The following is a 21,377-nucleotide window of genomic DNA, read 5'->3' on the forward strand; positions in this document are numbered from 1 at the left end:
TTTTAAAAATATCTTGGTGACTTATAAAGATTGGTCTTCTTAGAAAGTCTTGGTTCAAAGATCAAAATGACTTCATGAGTCCCACCCGTGTAGGGCCTAATGGTTGAAGTAGGAAGGTCGTAAGCATAGCCAATTCTAAAATTGTTGGAAATCTGGTAGTCCAAAAACGCTCCAAAATTGGAGGCGTCATTGAATCGGTAAGAAGCTCCAAGCCATACCTTTTCATATAGCAGAAAGCTATTGGTAATATCGTAGGTAGATGGTGCTCCATTGGTGAATTTGGTGATAAATGCAGGACGTAACTTAACGTCAGCGGAGATATCAATGACCAAACCTCCAATAGCATAATAGCTATTACGCTCCAAGGCTTCAAACTCCCCTTCGTTCAAATCCGTGTTCAAAATTCTAGGAGAGGAAATACCCGCATACCATCTGTTGGTACTCAAATAAACACCGGCTCCAAAATTGGGTTTCCAACTGTTAAAGTTGGCATTGAAGAAGGGATCGTTATAATCAGGATTTTCCAAGCGGTAATTGGTGAATCCGGCTTTTAATCCAAAAGAAAGTTTTGCTTCGGCCGTTACGGGAATGGTATAACTAAAATCCCCGTACACATAGTTGGTGCTCTCAAACCCCAATTGATCTGTGATATAGGAAATCCCCAATCCCACGCGTTCATTGTTCATGGGAGTGTGGAAGGAGAATGTACTTGTGGTCGGATTCCCGTCTAGTCCAGCCCATTGGTTCCTGTGAAGGGCGGTCATGTTCATACTCTCTCGGCTACCAGCATAGGCCGGATTTACAGAGATAGTGTTGAACATATATTGTGTAAACTGAGGAAGTTGTTGAGCCATAGCGCTGGATCCAACAATTGCCATCAATGCCAAGGTAATCTTGCGAAGCGTTTTCATATGGTTTCGGTTAAGGTTTTGCCCGGTTGCCCAGACTGGAATTTGGGTTTAAATTCTATATCAAAGCAACGGCAAACGGGTGTTATTGAGTAATATAGCCGTTGAATGAACTTGAATAATCGGCCTGAAACAAGAGGCTCGATAAAGTGCCTTTTTCTGTGGACGAATGCGGTAAACAGCCCGGTTCGCAAAAGGGCTTTGGTCTAAGAAATAGTTCGATAATCGATACAAAAAAAGGCCAGCCGCACAGGCTGACCTTTTAAAGTAGTTGCAGTTTGTTTAGTTTGCACCAGTTCCCAGATAAATGTATCCGTTCAGTGGTTTAATATCTGTATTTATCACGTTGATGATATAGTAGTACGTACCTGAAGGAAGCATACCGGAATTTCCAAAGGCATTGCTCGGAGCAAAACCACCCCAGTCATTCTGATAGTTCTTGGATTCGTAAACTTTATCTCCCCAACGGTTGAAAATCATCAGCTCAAAGGAATAGTTACAATACTCTACTCCAGTAATGGTAAACATATCATTGATATTATCTCCATTGGCAGTAACCGTTTTGGAAACGATGATCTCATCCCTGCCACATGGCACACAATCACTGTTTACGATGATGGTGAAATCTACATAATACTTACAGGTTCCTTCAGTAGAACTATAGCTGATCAGGTATTCTCCAACTTCCAAGTTGGCTGGATTAAAGATGCTTCCATCCAAGACAACATTACCGCTGACCAACTCAAATGTCCCGTTGGTATCAAAGGATTCAGGTAAATAGTCAATCAAGTTAATGGCATCGTCCTCAACGCAAATGTTGATTTCAACTTCCTCAGGTTGAGGCTGCATAACAAATATCACTTGTTCAAAAGAGGCTGTATTACCACAAGAGTCGGTCACATCCCAAGTTCTGGTAATCATAAAGTCCTCAGTATCGACCAAACTAACGGTCTCTTCAGAGAATTCTACCTGATAATTACCACATCCACCCATAAAGGTCAATTGTGGCACCTCAGGAATCTCATCCCCACAAATTAGGTTGATTTCCTCCTCGTAAGCACTTGCGGTTATAGGACCAGTAGGTTCTATCGTGATAACCTGGGTGTGGGTATTGACATTCCCCGCACAATCTTCTGTTGACCAAGTTCGGGTAACGGTATAGCCAGTTGCACAATTGGAATCATTGGTAATTATCTCATCGAAAGTCACCGCAGTAGTTGTATCACAATTGTCAATTGCAGTTAGAACAACAGCATCAGGAACTTCGTTACACATGGCTGTCATGCTTTGTGGCAAGTTTTCCACAAATGTAGGAGCAGTAGTATCCTCCACCGTGATAACTTGTGTATGACTCACAGGATTACCTGCACAGTCAGCGGTACTCCATGTTCTGGTAATGATGTAGTCGGAACCACAAGAATCAGAATCCGTGATTTGCTCATCAAACATTACTGTGATATTTGGATCACAATTGTCCGTAGCTGTCAAGATTTCCGCGGTCGGAACATTGTCGCACGACACAGTTATATCCAGGGGCAACGTTTCCAAAAATGTAGGAGCTGTAGTGTCCTCTACCGTAATTATTTGGGTATGACTCACAGGATTACCAGCACAATCAGCCGTACTCCATGTTCTGGTAATGATGTAGTCGGAACCACAAGAATCAGAATCTGTGATTTGCTCATCGAACACTACGGTGATGTTTGGATCACAATTGTCAGTAGCTGTCAAGATTTCTGCTACTGGAACATTGTCACACGAAACGGTCATATCCGTTGGCAAGGTTTCCACAAACGTAGGAGCTGTAGTATCCTCCACAGTGATAACCTGTGTATGGCTTATTGGGTTACCCGCGCAATCTGCTGCATCCCATGTTCTTGTGATGATATAATTGGATCCACAAGAATCAGTATCCGTGATTTGTTCGTCAAATACTACAGTGATATTTGGATCACAGCTATCAATGGCCGTTAGGACATCGGCAACTGGAATATTATCACAGGAAACTGTAGTATCCGTCGGAAGTACTTCAACAAATGTCGGTGCTTGGGTATCTATCACGGTGATCACCTGTATATGCTCACGAACGTTTCCAACACAATCTGTAAAGGTCCATGTTCGCGTAATGGTATAATCCATGGCGCAGCCATCGTCCTGTCCTGTAATGGACTCGTTGAAATCCACTGTAGTTGCACAGCTGCTGTTTACGGTAATTACTTCGGCAGTTGGAATCGTATCACAAGCTTCAAGCGTAATATCAGTTGGATAACCTTCATTTCCATCATTGTCAATAATGTTAACCGTAGCGGTATCGTTAGCCAGGATATTGACCAATGTGGTTGAAATATTGGTCAAGACTACCTGGAAGTCTTCCGTACTTTCAATAATGATGTCATCAATAATCGGAATGATTATGTTTTGATTGTTACTATTGGCTGCTCCAAAGGTCAATACTTGGGTGTTCTGGGGAATACCAGTATAATCAAATGCATCTTGAGCCGAACCATTGACGGTATAAAACTCCACGGTAAATTCGTCCTGTACGTCCACATTAAGGCTTACAGGTACTGAAACTGTTCCGGCATCTTCATCAATGTTAATGTTGGTGATATCGAATTGAATTCCATTCCCGGTACCCCCATCGTTATCGTTGATTGTTCCAGTTGCATTGGCGTTCAAGATGTTTATCAATCCAGTAGACAGGTTGGAGATGGCTATGGACAGGTCCTCGCTGTTCTCGATAAGGCCGTCGTCAAGTATGGTGACGGTCACGCTGTGCTGTTCGCCCGCGTTACCGGCAAATGCGATGTTCCCGGAGGCGGCGGCCACGTTATAGTCGGAACCTGCAATAGCGGTACCATCGGCAACGGCATAGTCCAGGTCAAAACCTCCCTGTACGTCGGCGTTGAGCGATAGTACAAAGTCAGCGGTACCGACGTCCTCGTTCACGCTGAAGCCCGCAACGGACACCCCGTTCCCGGCACCCCCGTCGTTGTCACCTATCGTTCCCGTTGCATTCCCATCGATGATGGAGATAAGCCCCGTTGAAAGGTTTGAAAGTGCGATGGACAGGTCCTCGCTGTTCTCTATCAATGCATCGTCAAGTATGGTGACGGTCACGCTGTGCTGTTCCCCGGCGTTACCGGCAAATGCGATGTTCCCGGAGGCCGAGGCCACGTTATAGTCCGAACCTGCGATGGCGGTCCCGTTAGCAACGGCAAAGTCCACATTGAACCCTCCCTGAACGTCGGCGTTGAGGGAAAGCACGAAGTCGGCCGTACCTGCGTCCTCGTTCACGCTGAAGCCCGCAACGGACACCCCGTTCCCGGCCCCGCCGTCGTTGTCACCTATGGTACCGGTGGCGTTCCCATCAATGATGGAGATAAGCCCGGTCGAAAGGTTGGAAAGTGCGATGGACAGGTCCTCGCTGTTCTCTATCAGTGTATCGTCAAGTATGGTGACGGTCACGCTGTGCTGCTCCCCGGCGTTTCCGGCAAATGCGATGTTCCCGGAGGCCAAGGCCACGGTATAGTCGTCCCCTTGGATGGCGGTGCCATCGGCAACGGCAAAGTCCAGGTCAAAACCTCCCTGAACGTCGGCGTTGAGCGACAGCACGAAATCGGCCATACCTGCGTCCTCGTTTACATTAAAGCCCGCAACGGAAACCCCGTTCCCGGCACCCCCGTCGTTGTCGTTAATGGTACCTGTGGCGTTCCCATCGATGATGGAGATAAGCCCCGTTGAAAGGTTGGAGATCGTAATGGACATATCCTCGCTGTTCTCTATCAATGTATCGTCAAGTATGGCAATGGTGACACTGTGCTGCTCGCCCGCGTTACCGGCAAATATAATGTTCCCGGTGGCGGATGCCACGGTATAGTCACTGCCCACAAGAGCGGTGCCATCGGCCACGGCAAAGTCCAGGTCAAAACCTCCTTGTACGTCGGCGTTGAGGGAAAGCACGAAGTCGGCGGTACCGGCGTCCTCGTTTACGTTGAACCCAGTAACGGACACCCCGTTCCCGGCACCCCCGTCGTTGTCGTTAATGGTACCTGTGGCGTTCCCATTCACAATGGAGATAAGCCCGGTCGATAGGTTTGAAAGTGCGATGGACAGGTCCTCGCTGTTCTCTATCAATGTATCGTCAAGTATGGTCACTGTCACGCTGTGCTGCTCGCCCGCGTTACCGGCAAAGGCAATGTTCCCGGAGGCGGATGCCACGGTATAGTCGTCCCCTGCGATGGCGGTGCCATCGGCAACGGCAAAGTCCAGGTCAAAACCTCCCTGAACGTCGGCGTTGAGGGAAAGCACGAAGTCGGCCGTACCGGCATCCTCGTTTACGTTGAACCCAGTAACGCTTACCCCGTTCCCGGCCCCGCCGTCGTTGTCGCCTATCGTTCCCGTAGAGGAACCATCGATGATGGAGATAAGCCCAGTCGAAAGGTTGGAAAGTGCGATGGACAGGTCCTCGCTGTTCTCGATCAATGTATCGTCAAGTATGGTGACGGTCACGCTGTGCTGCTCCCCAGCGTTACCGGCAAATGCGATGTTCCCGGAGGCGGATGCCACGGTATAGTCACCGCCCGCAATGGCGGTCCCGTCGGCCACGGCAAAGTCCAGGTCAAAACCTCCCTGAACGTCGGCGTTGAGGGAAAGCACGAAGTCAGCGGTACCCGCGTCCTCGTTTACGTTGAACCCAGTAACGCTTACCCCGTTCCCGGCACCCCCGTCGTTGTCGCCTACCGTACCGACAGCGTTGGCGTTCAAAATACCTATAAGCCCCGTTGACAGGTTGGAAAGTGCGATGGACAGGTCCTCGCTGTTCTCGATAAGGCTGTCGTCAAGTATGGTGACGGTCACACTGTGCTGCTCGCCCGCGTTACCGGCAAATGCGATGTTCCCGGTGGCGGATGCCACGGTATAGTCGGAACCTGCGATGGCCGTACCGTCCGCAACGGCAAAGTCCAGGTCAAAACCTCCCTGAACGTCGGCGTTGAGGGAAAGCACGAAGTCGGCCGTACCTGCGTCCTCGTTCACGCTGAAGCCCGCGACGGACACCCCGTTCCCGGCCCCGCCGTCGTTGTCACCTATCGTTCCCGTTGCATTCCCATCAATGATGGAGATAAGCCCCGTTGAAAGGTTGGAAAGTGCGATGGACAGGTCCTCACTGTTCTCTATCAATGTATCGTCAAGTATGGTCACGGTCACGCTGTGCTGTTCCCCGGTGTTACCGGCAAAGGCAATGTTCCCGGAGGCCAAGGCCACGGTATAGTCGTCCCCAGCGATGGCGGTCCCGTCGGCCACGGCAAAGTCAACGTTGAACCCGCCCTGTACATCCGCGTTGAGCGACAGTACAAAATCCGCTGTACCTGCGTCCTCGTTCACGCTGAAGCCCGCAACGGACACCCCGTTCCCGGCCCCGCCGTCGTTATCGTTTATGATACCTGTGGCGTTCCCATCAATGATGGAGATAAGCCCGGTCGAAAGGTTGGAAAGTGCGATGGACAGGTCCTCGCTGTTCTCGATAAGCGTATCGTCGAGTATGGTCACGGTCACGCTGTGCTGCTCGCCCGCGTTACCGGCAAATGCGATGTTCCCGGTGGCGGATGCCACGGTATAGTCGTCCCCAGCGATGGCGGTCCCGTCGGCCACGGCAAAGTCCACGTTGAACCCGCCCTGTACATCCGCGTTGAGCGACAGTACAAAATCCGCTGTACCTGCGTCCTCGTCCACGCTGAAGCCCGCAACGGACACCCCGTTCCCGGCCCCGCCGTCGTTATCGTTTATGATACCTGTGGCGTTCCCATCAATGATGGAGATAAGCCCGGTCGAAAGGTTGGAAAGTGCGATGGACAGGTCCTCGCTGTTCTCGATAAGCGTATCGTCGAGTATGGTCACGGTCACGCTGTGCTGCTCGCCCGCGTTACCGGCAAATGCGATGTTCCCGGTGGCGGATGCCACGGTATAGTCACCGCCAGCGATGGCGGTCCCGTCGGCCACGGCAAAGTCCACGTTGAACCCGCCCTGTACATCCGCGTTGAGCGACAGTACAAAATCCGCTGTACCTGCGTCCTCGTCCACGCTGAAGCCCGCGACGGACACCCCGTTGCCGGCCCCGCCGTCGTTGTCACCTATGGTACCTGTGGCGTTCCCATCGATGATGGAGATAAGTCCCGTTGAAAGGTTTGAAAGTGCGATGGACAGGTCCTCGCTGTTCTCGATGATGGTATCGTCAAGTATGGTCACTGTCACGCTGTGCTGCTCGCCCGCGTTTCCGGCAAAGGCAATGTTCCCGGAGGCCAAGGCCACGGTATAGTCGGAACCTGCAAGAGCGGTGCCATCGGCCACAGCAAAGTCCACGTTGAACCCGCCCTGGACGTCGGCGTTGAGGGAAAGCACGAAGTCGGCCGTACCTGCGTCCTCGTTTACGCTGAAGCCCACAACGGACACCCCGTTCCCGGCACCCCCGTCGTTGTCACCTATGGTACCAGTGGCGTTCCCATTCACAATGGAGATAAGCCCGGTCGATAGGTTGGAAAGTGCGATGGACAGGTCCTCGCTGTTCTCGATGATGGTATCGTCCAGTATGGTCACGGTCACGCTGTGCTGTTCGCCCGCGTTACCGGCGAAGGCGATGTTCCCGGAGGAGGCGGCCACGGTATAGTCGCTGCCCGCGATGGCTGTGCCATCTGAAACAGTGAAGTCCACGTTGAACCCACCCTGTACATCCGCGTTGAGCAACAGCACAAAATCTGCGGTACCTGCGTCCTCGTTCACGTTGAACCCAGTAACGCTTACCCCGTTCCCGGCCCCGCCGTCGTTGTCACCTATGGTACCTGTGGCGTTCCCATCGATGATGTAGATAAGCCCCGTTGAAAGGTTGGAAAGTGCGATGGACAGGTCCTCGCTGTTCTCTATCAATGTATCGTCAAGTATGGTGATGGTGACACTGTGCTGTTCGCCTGCGTTACCGGCAAATGCGATGTTCCCGGTGGCGGATGCCACGGTATAGTCGCTGCCCGCAAGAGCGGTGCCATCTGAAACGGCAAAGTCCACATTGAACCCTCCCTGAACGTCGGCGTTGAGCGACAGTACGAAGTCAACGGTACCCGCATCCTCGTCCACGCTGAAGCCCGCAACGGACACCCCGTTGCCTGCACCCCCGTCGTTGTCGTTGATGGTTATCTCTCCAGCATTGTCATTGATCGCTGGTGTATTGTTGCCATTAGACAATTGGACGGTGAAAGCTTCTGTTGCTTCAATAATGTTGTCATCATTTATTGGAACTGAAATTGAAACCAATTCCCCATGCGTTCCATTGAAATTCAATGTGCCAGAAGTTAGGCTGTAATCCAAGGATTCCACAGCTGTTCCATCAGCAGTAGTATGATTTACTGTAAAACCTCCAATAACTTCACCTACATGGAATACTTCCAAAGTAGCATTTCCTGCATCTTCATCCACCGTAATATCATTGATGTACAAACCAAGAGGGTCTCCATTTTCAGTAACAAAAATTTGTTGGGTATGATCAACGGAATTCCCTGTACAATCGGACGCAGTCCATGTCCTAATGATGGTATAGGTGGTACTTGTATTATCTCCAACATAAGTTTCAGAAAAGCTTACACTGGCATTGGTATCACAATTATCATTTGCTGTGAGTGTTTCTGCACTTGGAATCGCATTGTAAGCAGCAACCGTATCCGAAGGAAGCGTTTCCAAGAAGGTAGGCGCAGTAGTGTCCTCAACAGTAATTGTCTGTACATGCTCAGTAGTGTTTCCAGCACAATCCTCCACAGACCAAGTTCTTGTTATGGTATAATCGGAAGGACAGGAATCACCGTCTGTAATTTGTTCATCAAAGGTTACAGCAACGCCATTGTCACAGTTGTCCGTAGCCGTTAATACATCTGCAACCGGTACGCTGTCACAGGAAACCGTGGTATCTGTTGGCAATGTCTCCACAAAGGTTGGTGCAGTGTTATCTTCCACCGTAATGATTTGGGTGAATGTATCACTGGTTCTTCCGCAGGCATCTGTGAACGTCCAGGTATTGGTATATGTTCCTTCGCCAGGACAACTTGGGTCGGCAACAAAACTACCTGCAACCTTGTTCAAAGTAAAATTGCAAAATTCAGTAGCCGGTTCAAGGTTTTGGGCTGCATTTAAAGCATCAGTGTCATCACAGGAGACAGTAGTGTCCAGTGCATTGGCCGCTGTTGACCAGTTTACCTGATTGGGTTCATTGATGTCTACCACAGTAGGATCAAAGTTACCGATGCCGCAACTGTCCACTGTTCCTGAACTCTGGGCCACTACTGGATTGGTATTGGTTACACCACTAAAAGTTGCGGTGGCTTGCATGGCAAAGTTTGCGGAACAAGCTGTCTCCAAGAAATGACATTGGTCCTTGATTTGAACATTGAAATCCAAAGTATACAATGGATCTCCTACATCGGTATTGCCATCAGGAACAAAAAAGCGCAACTCCCTTGTGGAAGTATTAAAATTGTATGTTACTCCAGCGGGCAAAGATTCTGTATTCACAAAATCCACCTCTTGTGGAAGGGTGGTATAAATTTCCAAGTTTTGGATATCATCGTTACCAGAGTTTTCAACGCTAAGTGTCATTTGAACGTTGTCCCCTGGGTTAAAACCTGTACCTGAAGTTGAGGAAGTAAAGTTCAAGGCACCAAGGCTGGGTTCATAAACCTCAACACTTAATCCAAGCAAATAAAGACCATAACTTTCTTGGTCCGAAGTAATTTTCAGGGTAGCTGATGTTTGGTTATTGTCTATAAACTTGTTAGCTGTGTTCTGCAAATCAAAAACGGCAGCGTCAAAACCTAGGGTGTTGGTACTTGCGGGATTTCTATCCGTGAAGTCCGCCCCATCTATGGTAATCCGACTATTAAAGAAGTTGTTACTATCCCTAATTGGGGTTGAGATGTTGGACCAAGTGCTGTTGGTATCGAAGATTTGCAACTGGTCACCAGAGATATCCCTGTCCCCTTCAAAAGATCCAAGAACAATATCTGCATTTACATTTCCTGTAGGAACTGTTTGGAACCCATTAAAGTCGAATTCCACCTCTCCTTGTGTTTGTGTAATGTGCACATAGCCATCAAAAAGGGTGATGTTTTTTCCAATCATGCTCGGGTTTTCATAGACAAACACAATTTGCCATCCTCCCGAAGTACCTGTATGTGATCCTGTATGTGAGTATAAATCACCTTCAGTAGCTTTCACATTGGCTACCTGGAAATTTCCATAAGGATTGTCCAAACCAACTACGTCTGATGTAATATCCTTGACACATATGTAAGGATCGTTTACGAAATGCTCATCCCTTCCTCTATAGATTACTTCATCAGCCGTAATTGTGCTGTACGAAGATTGACCAGGAAGCATAAGCTTTACCTGGTTGTAATTCCAAACAGGTTCAGAACCACCATTACCAGTATTGTCATCAACAGAATACTCCTTGTCAGCTGCTGCCCAGTACAACAAGACCTTTTTGAAATTCAAACAGCTAAGGCTTGGTTCTGGATTTGAGAAATTGGCGCTACTGGAATTAAAGGTGGAGGCATCCGAATCAATATCTACAAAAAGATTGTTTGAGAAATCGTGGTTACCATCTGTTCCATTGTACGCATTTGTGGCATGACGTGAAAGCACATTATTGGCGATGATCGTCACATCTCCCTTAATGGTTTCTGAATACCTAGGGGTAAATGCCTTTTTAACCTGCCCCATCATACTGAACGAGAACAAGAGTAAGAAAGAAACAATTACCAGTTTAAATGTAGAAGTAGTTTTGCTCTTCATAGGTTTAGATTTGAGATGATCACTTATTTGATCGTCCAAACTTTATGAAAGTCTAACCTGCTAGGATTGGGTCACTAAAAACGTGCTTTGAAGAAAATCGCTGTAGGTTAAGGTTTTCACTGTTGGATTGGAATTATTAAGATTTGGGTTCATAATTCGTTTCAAAGAAATGCAGGATGTACTGGAATAGGAAAGTTACACGATATAGGTGTTGGATAAATCGACGTACGACCCGTTTTTCGATAAGGCGAAGAAATCATAGATAACTGTCAATCAGGTACTTATATTGATTATTTTATCGGTAAACGTGTGCAAATTATCGATGTGGAACACTTTTGCTGGCATTTTTAGCTCTTGGATGGTAATCCGTTTCGTTATGGATATTTCCTTGGGTTAAGGATTTTGGTACTTATAATTTGATTAATTTTGAAACTTTACAAAACACAAAGAATGAGTTCAAAAAAAGGTAAGGTTAATGAATTGATCCAAGAGAAATTATTGGATGAGCGTAAGGTGTTTTTATGGGGAATGGTAGATGATGATTCGGCAAAACATGTTATTGATCGCTTGTTGTATTTGGATCTTCAAAGCAATGATGAAATTCAACTGATTATCAATAGCCCTGGAGGGTATGTAACCTCGGGCTTTGCAATCTATGATACCATAAAACAAATTAAAAGTCCGGTGTCAACCGTATGTTCAGGGTTGGCAGCTTCCATGGGGTCTATTTTACTTTCGGTAGGGGAAAAGGGAAGACGATTTATCCAACCTCACGCGCGGGTTATGATCCATCAACCTAGCGGGGGTGCCCAAGGGCAGGCTTCCAATATAGAAATACAGGCCAAGGAGATTATCAAGACCAAAGAATTGGGGGCTAAAATTCTAGCAGATAACTGTGGACAGGATTATGACAAGGTGATGAAAGATTTTGATCGCGATTATTGGATGGGAGCCGATGAATCCCTGGAATACGGAATAGTGGACGGCATTTTGGAATAAAACGCTTCTTACAAAGGAAAAAGTCCTTCGCAATAAATTGTGAAGGACTTTTTATATATAGAGACGCCGAAGCGGAATATTTAATATATATACGGCAACTATGGTGCCAAAAGTTTATCCCAACCCAAAAAAAACTTTTCACATCAAGTTTTTCCCATAGAATAAGGACCTTTGAAGATGAAGTTTCACTGGTGCCCAAGAGACGGTAGGGTATAAATACAGCCTATTTTCCGTACTTTTATAGTTTAACTAGAATAGGCCCACGGGCATATGACACAGACTCCAAAAAATATTGCCATCATCGGTTCAGGATTGGTGGGTTCCCTCTTAGCTATATTTTTAAGAAAAAAAGGACATTCGGTAACGGTATTTGATCGTAGACCGGATATCAGAACTATAGAATTTTCAGGAAGGTCCATTAATTTGGCCATGAGCAATAGAGGCTGGAAGTCGCTCCGCAAGGTAGGGCTCGAAGATAGTATTAGGGAAATAGCCATTCCTATGGACAAAAGGGCCATGCATGTATACGACAAGCCTGTTTATTACCAGAATTACGGCAAAGATGGGGAAGCCATTTGGTCCATATCCAGAGGGATTCTCAATAGAAGAATGATTGACCTGGCGGAAGAGGCAGGGACAAAGTTTCGATTCAACGAAAAAGTGTGGGATGTGGATCTTCCGGAAGCTAAGATATATACGGGTGAAACCGTTAAAAGTGCTTGGAAGGAGTATCAATTTGACCTGATTTTTGGATGTGACGGGGCCTTTTCACGGGTTAGGCATAAAATGCAACGCCGGAGTAGGTTCGATTACTCACAGGATTTTATTGATGTGGGTTACAAGGAGCTCACGATACCACCCAATCCGGATGGTACCCATAAATTGGGTAAAAACTCATTCCATATTTGGCCAAGAGGGCAGTTTATGCTCATTGCCTTGCCCAATATTGATGGGAGTTTCACCTGTACGCTGTTCCTGCCTTTTGAAGGTGAGGTCTCTTTTGATAAGATAAAAACGGAGGAAGATGCGAAAACTTTTTTCAAAACCTACTTTCCCAATGTTCAGAAGGAAATAGAGAATCTTACCCAGGATTTCTTTAAGAACCCCACCAGTGCCATGGTTACCATGAAATGTTATCCTTGGACCTATTGGAACAAGGTTGCCCTTGTTGGGGATTCGGCGCATGCCATAGTTCCCTTTTATGGGCAGGGTATGAACGCTGGATTTGAAGATATTTATCAGTTGGACGAGCTCATGGATCAGTATGGTGATGATTGGGACCGCATTTTTGGAGAGTATCAAAAACTACGCAAACCCAATGCCGATGCCATTGCCGAGCTCAGTTACCGAAATTTCATGGAAATGAGCAGTAAAACAGCCGATTCCATGTTTTTATTGCAAAAGAAAATTGAAAAGCATTTTGCTGCCAAGCACCCTGATAAATGGATTCCGGTGTATAGTAGGGTTACTTTTTCGGATAGGCCTTATTCGGAAGCACTGGCCATAGGGGACAAGCAGGAAAAAATCATGCAAGAGGTAATGGAACTTCCCGATATCGAGTCCAAGTGGGATTCCGAAGAGGTTGAAAAAGAGATTTTGAAACTGCTCAACAATAAAAAAGCCACCTAAAAGGTGGCTTAGTTTTACTTTTCGGTCCAAATTAGATTTTGGCAAACAATTCTTGCATTCTTGCTTGCTCTTCCTCAGCCAATAATGGATCTACCAAGATTCTTCCACTATGTTCATCAGTAATGATTTTCTTTCTGGAAGCAATCTCAACCTGAACTTGGGGAGGGATAGTAAAGAAAGAACCACCGGAAGCGCCCCTTTCAACAGGAACCACGGCCAAACCGTTTTTCACATTGTGGCGGATTCTCTTGTAGGCCTGAATCAAGCGCTCTTCGATTTTCTCCTCAAATTCCTCTGACTTCTTTAAAAGTGCTTTTTCTTCTTTTTCAGTTTCGGCCAAAATAGCATCCAGCTCACCTTTTTTATGCTTTAGGTGACCTTCTCTTTCGGTCAATTTTTCCTTGGTTTCGGCAATGACCTCTTTTTTCTGCTCTATTTGGGCCTTAAATTCTTTGATGTTCTTTTCAGCCAATTGAATTTCCAATTCCTGGAACTCTACCTCTTTGCTCAAAGAGTTAAACTCACGGCTATTCCGAACATTCTTTTGTTGTTCGGCATATTTTTTAATCAATGCTTTGGACTCCTCAATGAGATTTTTCTTGGCCGCAATCTCAAAATTTACGGTTTCAACGTCGGTCTTTAGCTTGTCCATTCTGGTTTTAAGCCCCAGAACCTCATCTTCCAAGTCTTGCACCTCCAAAGGAAGTTCGCCCCTAACATTGCGTATTTCATCAACCCTGGAATCGATAAGTTGTAGATCATATAAAGCTCTTAACTTTTCTTCCACGGTGTTTTCACTTTTGTTCGCCATATATTATAAATACTTGATGGGATTTGTAATGCTCTCCGATAAAGAGATTGCAAAATTAGGAATTTTTTTGATAAGATAATCAACCAATAAATCTTTTGTAAACTGCTCAGTTTCAAAGTGCCCAATATCGGCAATGACCAATCGCTTTTCGGCCTGATAAAACTCGTGATATTTGATGTCCGAGCTTACAAATACGTCAGCTCCAGACTTTAACGCGGCTTTAATGGCAAAAGCCCCACTGCCCCCTAAAACAGCAACTTTTTTCACTTTTTTTCCCAATAACTCGGAATGCCGGACCACGGATGCGTTCATTTTTTTCTTCAAGTGTTGAAGAAATGCGGTTTCCTTCATTTCATGTTCTAGCGTACCCACCATGCCCATACCTATATCTTGATTTACGTTCTGAAGGGTAGTGATCTCATAGGCGACTTCCTCATAGGGATGGTTGGCAAACAGTGCATTCAGGATGGCTTTTTCCTTTTCAAATGAGAAAATTACATGGATTTGCGCCTCTTTTTCATAATGTACTTGGCCAATGCTGCCCACAGAAGGGTTGGTTGCATCACCTGGTTTAAAGCTTCCGGTACCATCTGTACTGAAACTGCAATTACTATACTTTCCAATTTCACCGGCCCCTGCCTTGAACAAAGCGGTTTTCACGGTATCCACAGCTTCCAAAGGGGCATACGTGGTCAGTTTTTTGATGGTTCCTTGTTTCGGTATCAGGATTTTTGGGTTTTGGACACCAAGCACCTCGCAAATTTTGGCATTGACTCCCATTTTACTGTTGTCCAATGCCGTGTGCATGCTGTAGATGGCAATATTATTGGCAATGGCCTTTAGAACCACCCGCTCCACATACGTACTCCCGGTTATTTTTTTTAGTCCTTTAAATATGATGGGATGAAAGCTCACGATGAGATTGCAATTCTTGGAGATGGCTTCGTCAACGACTACTTCCAAGGTGTCCAAGGTTACTAATATACCCGTAACTTCTTGATTGTGGTCACCTACCAATAGTCCCACATTGTCAAAATCCTCGGCATGGGAGAGTGGGGCCAGTTCCTCCAGAATATTTGCGATTTCCTGTACGGTCATAGAGTTCTTCTTAATGGGCTAAAGATAAAATATTATATTTTCGCCCTATGCTTCAATTCCTCCGGAAAATAGCGTTTCCGTTTTCCCTGATCTATGCCTTGATCGTCCATATCCGCAATTATTTGTTCGATTGGGGTGTTTTTAAGTCGATTTCCTATAAAACACCAACCGTTTGTGTAGGTAATCTGAGTGTGGGAGGGACAGGAAAAACGCCTATGGTCGAATACCTCATACGCACTTTGTCCAACCACAAAATAGCTGTTTTGAGTAGGGGATATAAGCGAAAGTCCAAAGGATTTTTGCTGGCAACCCCTTCTTCAACAGTTGCTGAGTTGGGCGATGAACCTTTTCAAATCCATCAAAAATTCCCGAATATTTCCGTTGCCGTGGACGCAGACCGGAGAAATGGGATTATGCAACTGGAAAAAATGGTGCAGCCGGATGTGATTCTATTGGATGATGCCTTCCAACATCGGAAGGTAAAGCCCAAATTTTCCATTTTGTTGACCGCCTATGGTCAGTTATATCCCAAGGATTGGTATTTACCAACTGGTAATCTAAGGGATGCCAAGCGTGAAGCTCGAAGGGCTAACGTTATTGTGGTTACCAAATGCCCTAAAAACCTAGCCAAAACAGAAAAGGATACCATTACAAGTTTTTTGCGGCCAAAACCCCATCAACTGGTTTTTTTCTCCCATCTTTCTTATGCGGAAAAGCTTAAGGATGACAAAGGTAACGAGCTTGCTCTTTCAGAATTGGGGGATCAGAATATTGCTTTGGTGACGGGAATTGCCTCACCTGAACCTTTGGTTCAGCATTTAAAGGATATAGGAATCGATTTTCAGCACTTGGCCTTTGCGGATCATCACAACTTTGCATCTGATGAGATTGAAAAGTTTAAGCAATACGACTCCGTTCTCACTACCGAAAAGGACTTTGTTAGATTATCTGGAAAGGTGGAGTCCTTATTTTATTTGGAAATTGCCCATGAATTTGACCTAGTAGATGGAAATCGGTTGAAGGAAGTAATCGAAAGCCAGCTTTAAACTAGGCCTTCCATTTTTTTCTTGAAGATGTTCTCCCCAATTTTCTGATAGAAAACTTCTGGCTTGAAGGGTTTGGTTACCACATCGTTGCACCCTGCCTCATAGAAACTGTCCAAACTATCATCCAAAGAAATGGCTGTTAGCGCAATAATGGGGATCTCGTCATCAAACTTTCTGATCTGTCTTGTAGCTTCCTCCCCACTGATACCTGGCATATGAATGTCCATCAAAATGGCATTGTAGGTGTTGGCTTTCGCCAAATCAATGGCTTCATTACCGTTGTTTGCAATATCGCAGGTAATCTCCTTTTTAGTAAGCATTTTTTTGGTGATGACCTGATTGATCTTGTTGTCCTCCACAACCAAGAGGTGCAAACCTTTAAAATTGAATTCCTCGGGATTGAGCTCAAAGGCTACCTCATCGATCGCACTATTGTCGCATTTCAAGTCTAGCTCAAAGAAAAAGGAACTACCCTCACCCAGTTCACTTTCCAAATGGACCTTGCTACCAAATAATCCTAGGAGGCTTTTCACAATGGTCAATCCAAGGCCGGTGCCGCCATATTCCCGATTGATCTGAATAGATCCCTGCTCAAAACTGTCAAAGATGTTCTTTTGCTGATCTTCCGAAATACCAATGCCATTATCCTTGACCTCAAAGTAAAGTTTGACCTCATCTTCCTCCTTGCGCAACATTTTGGCAATGACCTCAACCTTGCCATTTTTGGTAAATTTCAGTGCATTCCCTACCAAATTCATGAAAATTTGGGAAATCTTGATAGGGTCACCCAAGAGCTGCTGTGGAATATTTGGGTCGTAATCCAGCACGAGAGTAGTCTTATTTTCATTGGCGTTCTGCTGTAGTGAATCCACCACATCGGCCAACACTTTATGTAATTTGAACTCAATATTCAACGGTTCCAACTTATCCGCATCAATTTTATTGATCTGAAGGATGTCATTGATGAAATTCAGTAGGTAATCCCCAGAGAATTTAAGGGATTTTAAATGTTCCTTTTGATGCTCCGCCGGATTTTCCTCCAAGAGTAGGTGTGTGAGCCCCGTTACCGCATATAGTGGAGTTCGTAATTCGTGTGTAACTGTAGACAAGAAGTTGGTCTTGGCCTCCATGGCAGAAACCGCAGAATCGCGGGCAAGCTCCAATTCCTTGTTCTTGGTGTACAACAAATCGTTGGTCTTCAGCTTTATCTGGTTGTTTCGGAATAAGGAAACGGCCAAGAGCGAGATTATCGTTAGAAACGCAGATGTTAATATGGCAGTGATCTCAGAACGGTTCTTGGATTCGCTTAACTCCTCATTTTTAGCAGTAAGCTTGTTGATTTCGTTCATTTGGTGCTCAAACCGTATTTTATCGGCGGTCTTGGTCTCCAATTGTACCTTTTCAATATTGAAAATGGAGTCCCTGATTTTCTCAAGTACCTTGGTGTAGTTTAAGGCCTGGCTAAAGTCTCCCGTTTTTTCATAGATGGAGGACAGACTCTGGTTGGCCGCTTTTACCTCCTTGAAAAAACTGTGCTTTTCCGCTAGTTCCAATGCCGCCTGTGAGTGGATTACCCCTTCTTCCAAATCGTTGAGTTCCATGCTTATTTTGGCCAACTGCAGATTGGCCTTGGTAGCCAAATAGGCACGCTCCTTATCATCGGAATTGACAATTAATGCATGGAGATTTTTAATGGCATCCTCGTACTTTTCTATATTGGTAAAGATGTAGGCCTCCAAAAGCAGTATATTGTTCCCCAGGTTACGGTTGTTGCTGAGTTTTCTGCTTTCCTCCAAAAGTTTGAGCGACTGAAAATTGTTTCCTTCATCATACCGCAGTGCAGCATCCAGATAATTATGAAATGCTTGTCCGTAAGAATAGGAAAGATCCTTTAACAGGATACTGGCCCTGTCCCAATAAAAAATGGTGGTTTCCCGATCCCCTTCTTCAAGGAACAAACGGGCGTATTGATGGTAGGTGTCCAATAAAAGCTTGGCATCCTCATTGTTCTCGGCAATTTCCGCCGCCTGATCTAAGGTTTCCAAGGCTTTTTCAATCTTGTTCTGATGACGATGAACCATGAATTCATCGAAAATAGCCTGTACCTTTTCAGTGGAACTCATATCATTTTGACCAAACGAAATCTGGGTGCAAAGGAAAATGCACAGCATAAAGCATCTTAAAACGCCAAGATGTTTATATATCAGATTCGAGGTCAAACGTAACTTTTCTTAATAAACAAAGCTATTAAATCAATAATTCTGGAACCATATCCAGTTTCATTGTCGTACCATCCGATAATTTTCACCATTTTCCCAATAACGGAGGTCATCAAAGAATCAAACGTACAAGAATAGCAACTATTGTTTATATCGATGGAAACAATGGGGTCTTCGGTAAAATGCAATACGTTTTTAAGTTCGTTATTGGCGTAATACTTAAAAGTACTGTTTATTTCGGCAATTGAGGTATCTTTTTTCACATTGAAGGTAATATCCGTCAAAGAGCCATTGGGAACGGGCACTCTAATACCACAACCTCCTATCACATCAGATAAATCCGGGAAAATCCGGGTCAAAGCTTTGGCTGCTCCGGTGGTAGTAGGAATTATGGACTGGCCTGCTGCCCTGGACCTCCGCAAATCGCGATGGGGCCTGTCGTGCAGACTTTGGTCCGATGTATACGAATGTATGGTGGTTATATAAGCTTGTTCTATACCACAAAGCTCGTTGACCACCTTGATCATGGGGGCTGCATTGTTTGTGGTACAGGAAGCATTGGATACAATATCGTCCTCCGCGTTTATAATATCCTCATTGACCCCAAGCACTACCATTTTGATGTTATCTTCTACTGGGGGAACGGATAAAATCACCTTTTTTGCCCCATTTTTTAGGTGAAACTCCAAATCTTCTTTCGTTTTGAACTTTCCTGACGCTTCCACTACAATATCCACTTTGTGGGCATCCCAGGCAATTTGGCTTGGATGGTCGTGATTTAGAACAGCAACACGCTGATTTTCAGCTATGATATAATTCCCTTCTGCGGTTATGTCCGTTGCAAGCATCCCATGGATGCTATCATACTTGAGCAGATGGGCCAGGGTTTTGGCGTCCGTAAGGTCATTGACCGCTACCACATTGATATGGGGGTGCTGTTGCAGTAGTCTAAAAAGTGTTCTACCGATACGTCCAAAGCCATTAATGCCAATATTGATTTGTTTCATAAGAGGAGAAATGTGCAGGATTGGTCCTAGTGGATATGCTTGTGGGCTTTATAGGAGGAACGTACCAAGGCACCGCTTTCCACATGTCTGAAGCCCATTTCCAGACCAATTTCCTCATACTTTTTAAACTGTTCTGGCAAGATGAACTCTTTGACCGGTAAATGTTTTTTTGAGGGTTGAAGGTATTGTCCAATAGTGACCACATCCACGTCAACTTTCCGAAGATCTTCCATGGTCTGGATTACCTCGTCTTCCTGTTCCCCAAGCCCTAACATGATCCCGGATTTGGTTCTATTGGCTCCATTTTTTTTCAGATAGTTGAGCACTTCCAAGCTTCTTTCATATTTGGCTTGGATACGCACCTCCCGTGTAAGCCTCTTAACCGTTTCCATGTTATGCGAAATAACCTCGGGGGCAACCGCTAGAATACGATCCAAATGCGTTTCGATACCCTGAAAATCGGGGATAAGTGTTTCCAAGGTGGTTTCCGGGTTCATTCTTCGGATGGCCTTCACGGTTTCAGCCCAGATAATGGATCCCATATCCTTTAGGTCATCCCGATCCACGGAAGTAACCACCGCATGCTTAATGTTCATGATCTTGATGGAACGCGCCACTTTTTCCGGCTCGGCCCAGTCCACACTTTCGGGTCTGCCCGTTTTAACGCCACAGAAACCGCAGGAACGGGTACAAATATTTCCCAGAATCATAAAAGTGGCTGTGCCTTCTCCCCAGCACTCTCCCATATTGGGGCAGCTACCAGAGGTGCAGATGGTGTGCAAATCGTACTTGTCCACCAAGCCCCGTAGCTGGGTATATTTTTTCCCTGTGGGTAGTTTTACCCTAAGCCATTTCGGTTTTCCTTTTGGGGGGAGAACATTTTCTTGAGTGACTGTGCTCATAAAAGAAATTTGAAGTGCAAAGATACGAAACTGGGCAGGAAACCAAGTGCTCTGAACAAGCTAGTGCTTTTGGATAATCTCGGCCAAAAGTTTCTTGGCACGAAGCAATTTTACCTTAATGTTGTTGACAGGTTCGTTGAGTTCCTTGGCGATTTCGGCATAACTCAATTCATTGAAATACCGTAGGTTAATCACTTTCTGGTAATGGGGTTTCAATTTTTTGATATCTCGCAGCAAATTGGCCAAGTTTTGTTCTGTGATCAATTGGTCTTCAACGGAAGGCGACCCGTCAAGCACTTTTTTTACCTCATCACGATGACTGTCCATTTCATCCAATAGGCTTCGCTTACGTTTTCGGATAAGATCTACATGAAGATTTTTGGAAATGGTGATAAGCCAGGTCTTGAACTCATAGGATTCGTCATAGGAGTCAATCTTATCAAAGGCTTTGGAGAAGGTTCGAATGGTGATGTCCTCGGCATCGTTCTCATTTTTGGTCCGCGCCAATTGAAAGGCGTATACCTCGTTCCAAAAGGAATCCAACAACAAGCTAAAGGCCATTTGGTTACCATTTTTGGCCTTGTGAATGTTTTCCTTGATGGATTGCTCCGTTTTGTTCAAAAAATTGAGATTTACCAAGTAGGTTACGAGCTATTGCAGCTCAGGAATGGAATCCTTCTTGCATTCCTGCTCACTGGGAAGTTTGCCACAATATCCACAGGCCTCGCCTTCTTTGTTCAGATACGGGTTTTGACTTGCACAGGTACCTGCAAATTTGCCGTCTTTTTTGGACCAAATCTTTATTGCAATTCCAGCAAAGGCAAGTGCTAGGAGACCAATGGTCAATAATGCTAACTTCATATTCCAGCTTTTGCGCAAAGGTACAAAATACCCAGCTAAAGCGGTTACGGTTAACGTATTTTAAAC

General features: G+C 45.5%; 12 protein-coding genes. 3 read left to right on the forward strand and 9 right to left on the reverse strand.

All coding sequences use genetic code 11. The annotated features are described in order from the left end of the window. Window positions 1-2: 2 nt before the first annotated feature. Entirely contained in the window at window positions 3-911 is a 909-nt protein-coding gene (locus ACO6S0_RS02540) for a type IX secretion system membrane protein PorP/SprF (protein WP_422350470.1), read from the reverse strand. Window positions 912-1,190: 279 nt separating this feature from the next. Further along, entirely contained in the window at window positions 1,191-10,739 is a 9,549-nt protein-coding gene (locus tag ACO6S0_RS02545; RefSeq protein WP_422350471.1) for a Calx-beta domain-containing protein, read from the reverse strand. 450 nt (window positions 10,740-11,189) lie between these two features. On the opposite strand from ACO6S0_RS02545, the gene ACO6S0_RS02550 reads away from it, so the two are divergent. Together ACO6S0_RS02550 and ACO6S0_RS02555 are read left to right on the forward strand one after the other, a co-directional pair. Continuing rightward, window positions 11,190-11,738, forward strand: coding sequence for a ClpP family protease (locus ACO6S0_RS02550; RefSeq protein ID WP_422350472.1), 549 nt, complete (start codon window positions 11,190-11,192; stop codon window positions 11,736-11,738). Between the two features lie 270 nt (window positions 11,739-12,008). After that, window positions 12,009-13,367 carry an FAD-dependent oxidoreductase gene (locus ACO6S0_RS02555; RefSeq protein WP_422350473.1) on the forward strand — a complete coding sequence of 453 codons (1,359 nt, stop codon included), beginning with the start codon at window positions 12,009-12,011 and terminating at the stop codon, window positions 13,365-13,367. Window positions 13,368-13,398: 31 nt separating this feature from the next. Here the strand turns inward: ACO6S0_RS02555 and ACO6S0_RS02560 are convergent, their stop codons facing one another. Together ACO6S0_RS02560 and ACO6S0_RS02565 are read right to left on the reverse strand one after the other, a co-directional pair. Continuing rightward, window positions 13,399-14,178, reverse strand: coding sequence for a zinc ribbon domain-containing protein (locus ACO6S0_RS02560; RefSeq protein ID WP_422350474.1), 780 nt, complete (start codon window positions 14,176-14,178; stop codon window positions 13,399-13,401). Between the two features lie 3 nt (window positions 14,179-14,181). Continuing rightward, entirely contained in the window at window positions 14,182-15,276 is a 1,095-nt protein-coding gene (locus ACO6S0_RS02565) for a Nif3-like dinuclear metal center hexameric protein (RefSeq protein WP_422350475.1), read from the reverse strand. Window positions 15,277-15,323: 47 nt separating this feature from the next. Between ACO6S0_RS02565 and lpxK the strand changes: the two genes are divergently transcribed. Then, a complete protein-coding gene (gene lpxK, locus ACO6S0_RS02570) occupies window positions 15,324-16,322 on the forward strand; it encodes a tetraacyldisaccharide 4'-kinase (protein WP_422350476.1) in 999 nt (332 codons plus the stop codon). Here lpxK and ACO6S0_RS02575 read toward each other — a convergent pair. The 5 genes from ACO6S0_RS02575 to ACO6S0_RS02595 form a co-directional block, all read right to left on the reverse strand. Then, window positions 16,319-18,445, reverse strand: a complete 2,127-nt coding sequence (locus tag ACO6S0_RS02575) for an ATP-binding protein (protein ID WP_422350477.1) — start codon at window positions 18,443-18,445, stop codon at window positions 16,319-16,321. The genes lpxK and ACO6S0_RS02575 overlap by 4 nt on opposite strands. Before the next feature lie 92 nt (window positions 18,446-18,537). Then, complete coding sequence (gap, locus tag ACO6S0_RS02580; RefSeq protein WP_422350478.1) at window positions 18,538-19,548, reverse strand: type I glyceraldehyde-3-phosphate dehydrogenase; 1,011 nt, start codon at window positions 19,546-19,548, stop codon at window positions 18,538-18,540. Between the two features lie 26 nt (window positions 19,549-19,574). Beyond that, entirely contained in the window at window positions 19,575-20,450 is an 876-nt protein-coding gene (gene lipA, locus ACO6S0_RS02585) for a lipoyl synthase (RefSeq protein ID WP_422350479.1), read from the reverse strand. 60 nt (window positions 20,451-20,510) lie between these two features. Continuing rightward, window positions 20,511-21,071, reverse strand: a complete 561-nt coding sequence (locus ACO6S0_RS02590) for an RNA polymerase sigma factor (protein WP_422350480.1) — start codon at window positions 21,069-21,071, stop codon at window positions 20,511-20,513. Between the two features lie 30 nt (window positions 21,072-21,101). Beyond that, window positions 21,102-21,311, reverse strand: a complete 210-nt coding sequence (locus ACO6S0_RS02595) for a membrane or secreted protein (RefSeq protein WP_420398927.1) — start codon at window positions 21,309-21,311, stop codon at window positions 21,102-21,104. Window positions 21,312-21,377 lie beyond the last annotated feature (66 nt).

This window comes from Flagellimonas sp. (assembly GCF_965233845.1).
Classification (GTDB): Bacteria; Bacteroidota; Bacteroidia; order Flavobacteriales; family Flavobacteriaceae; genus Flagellimonas.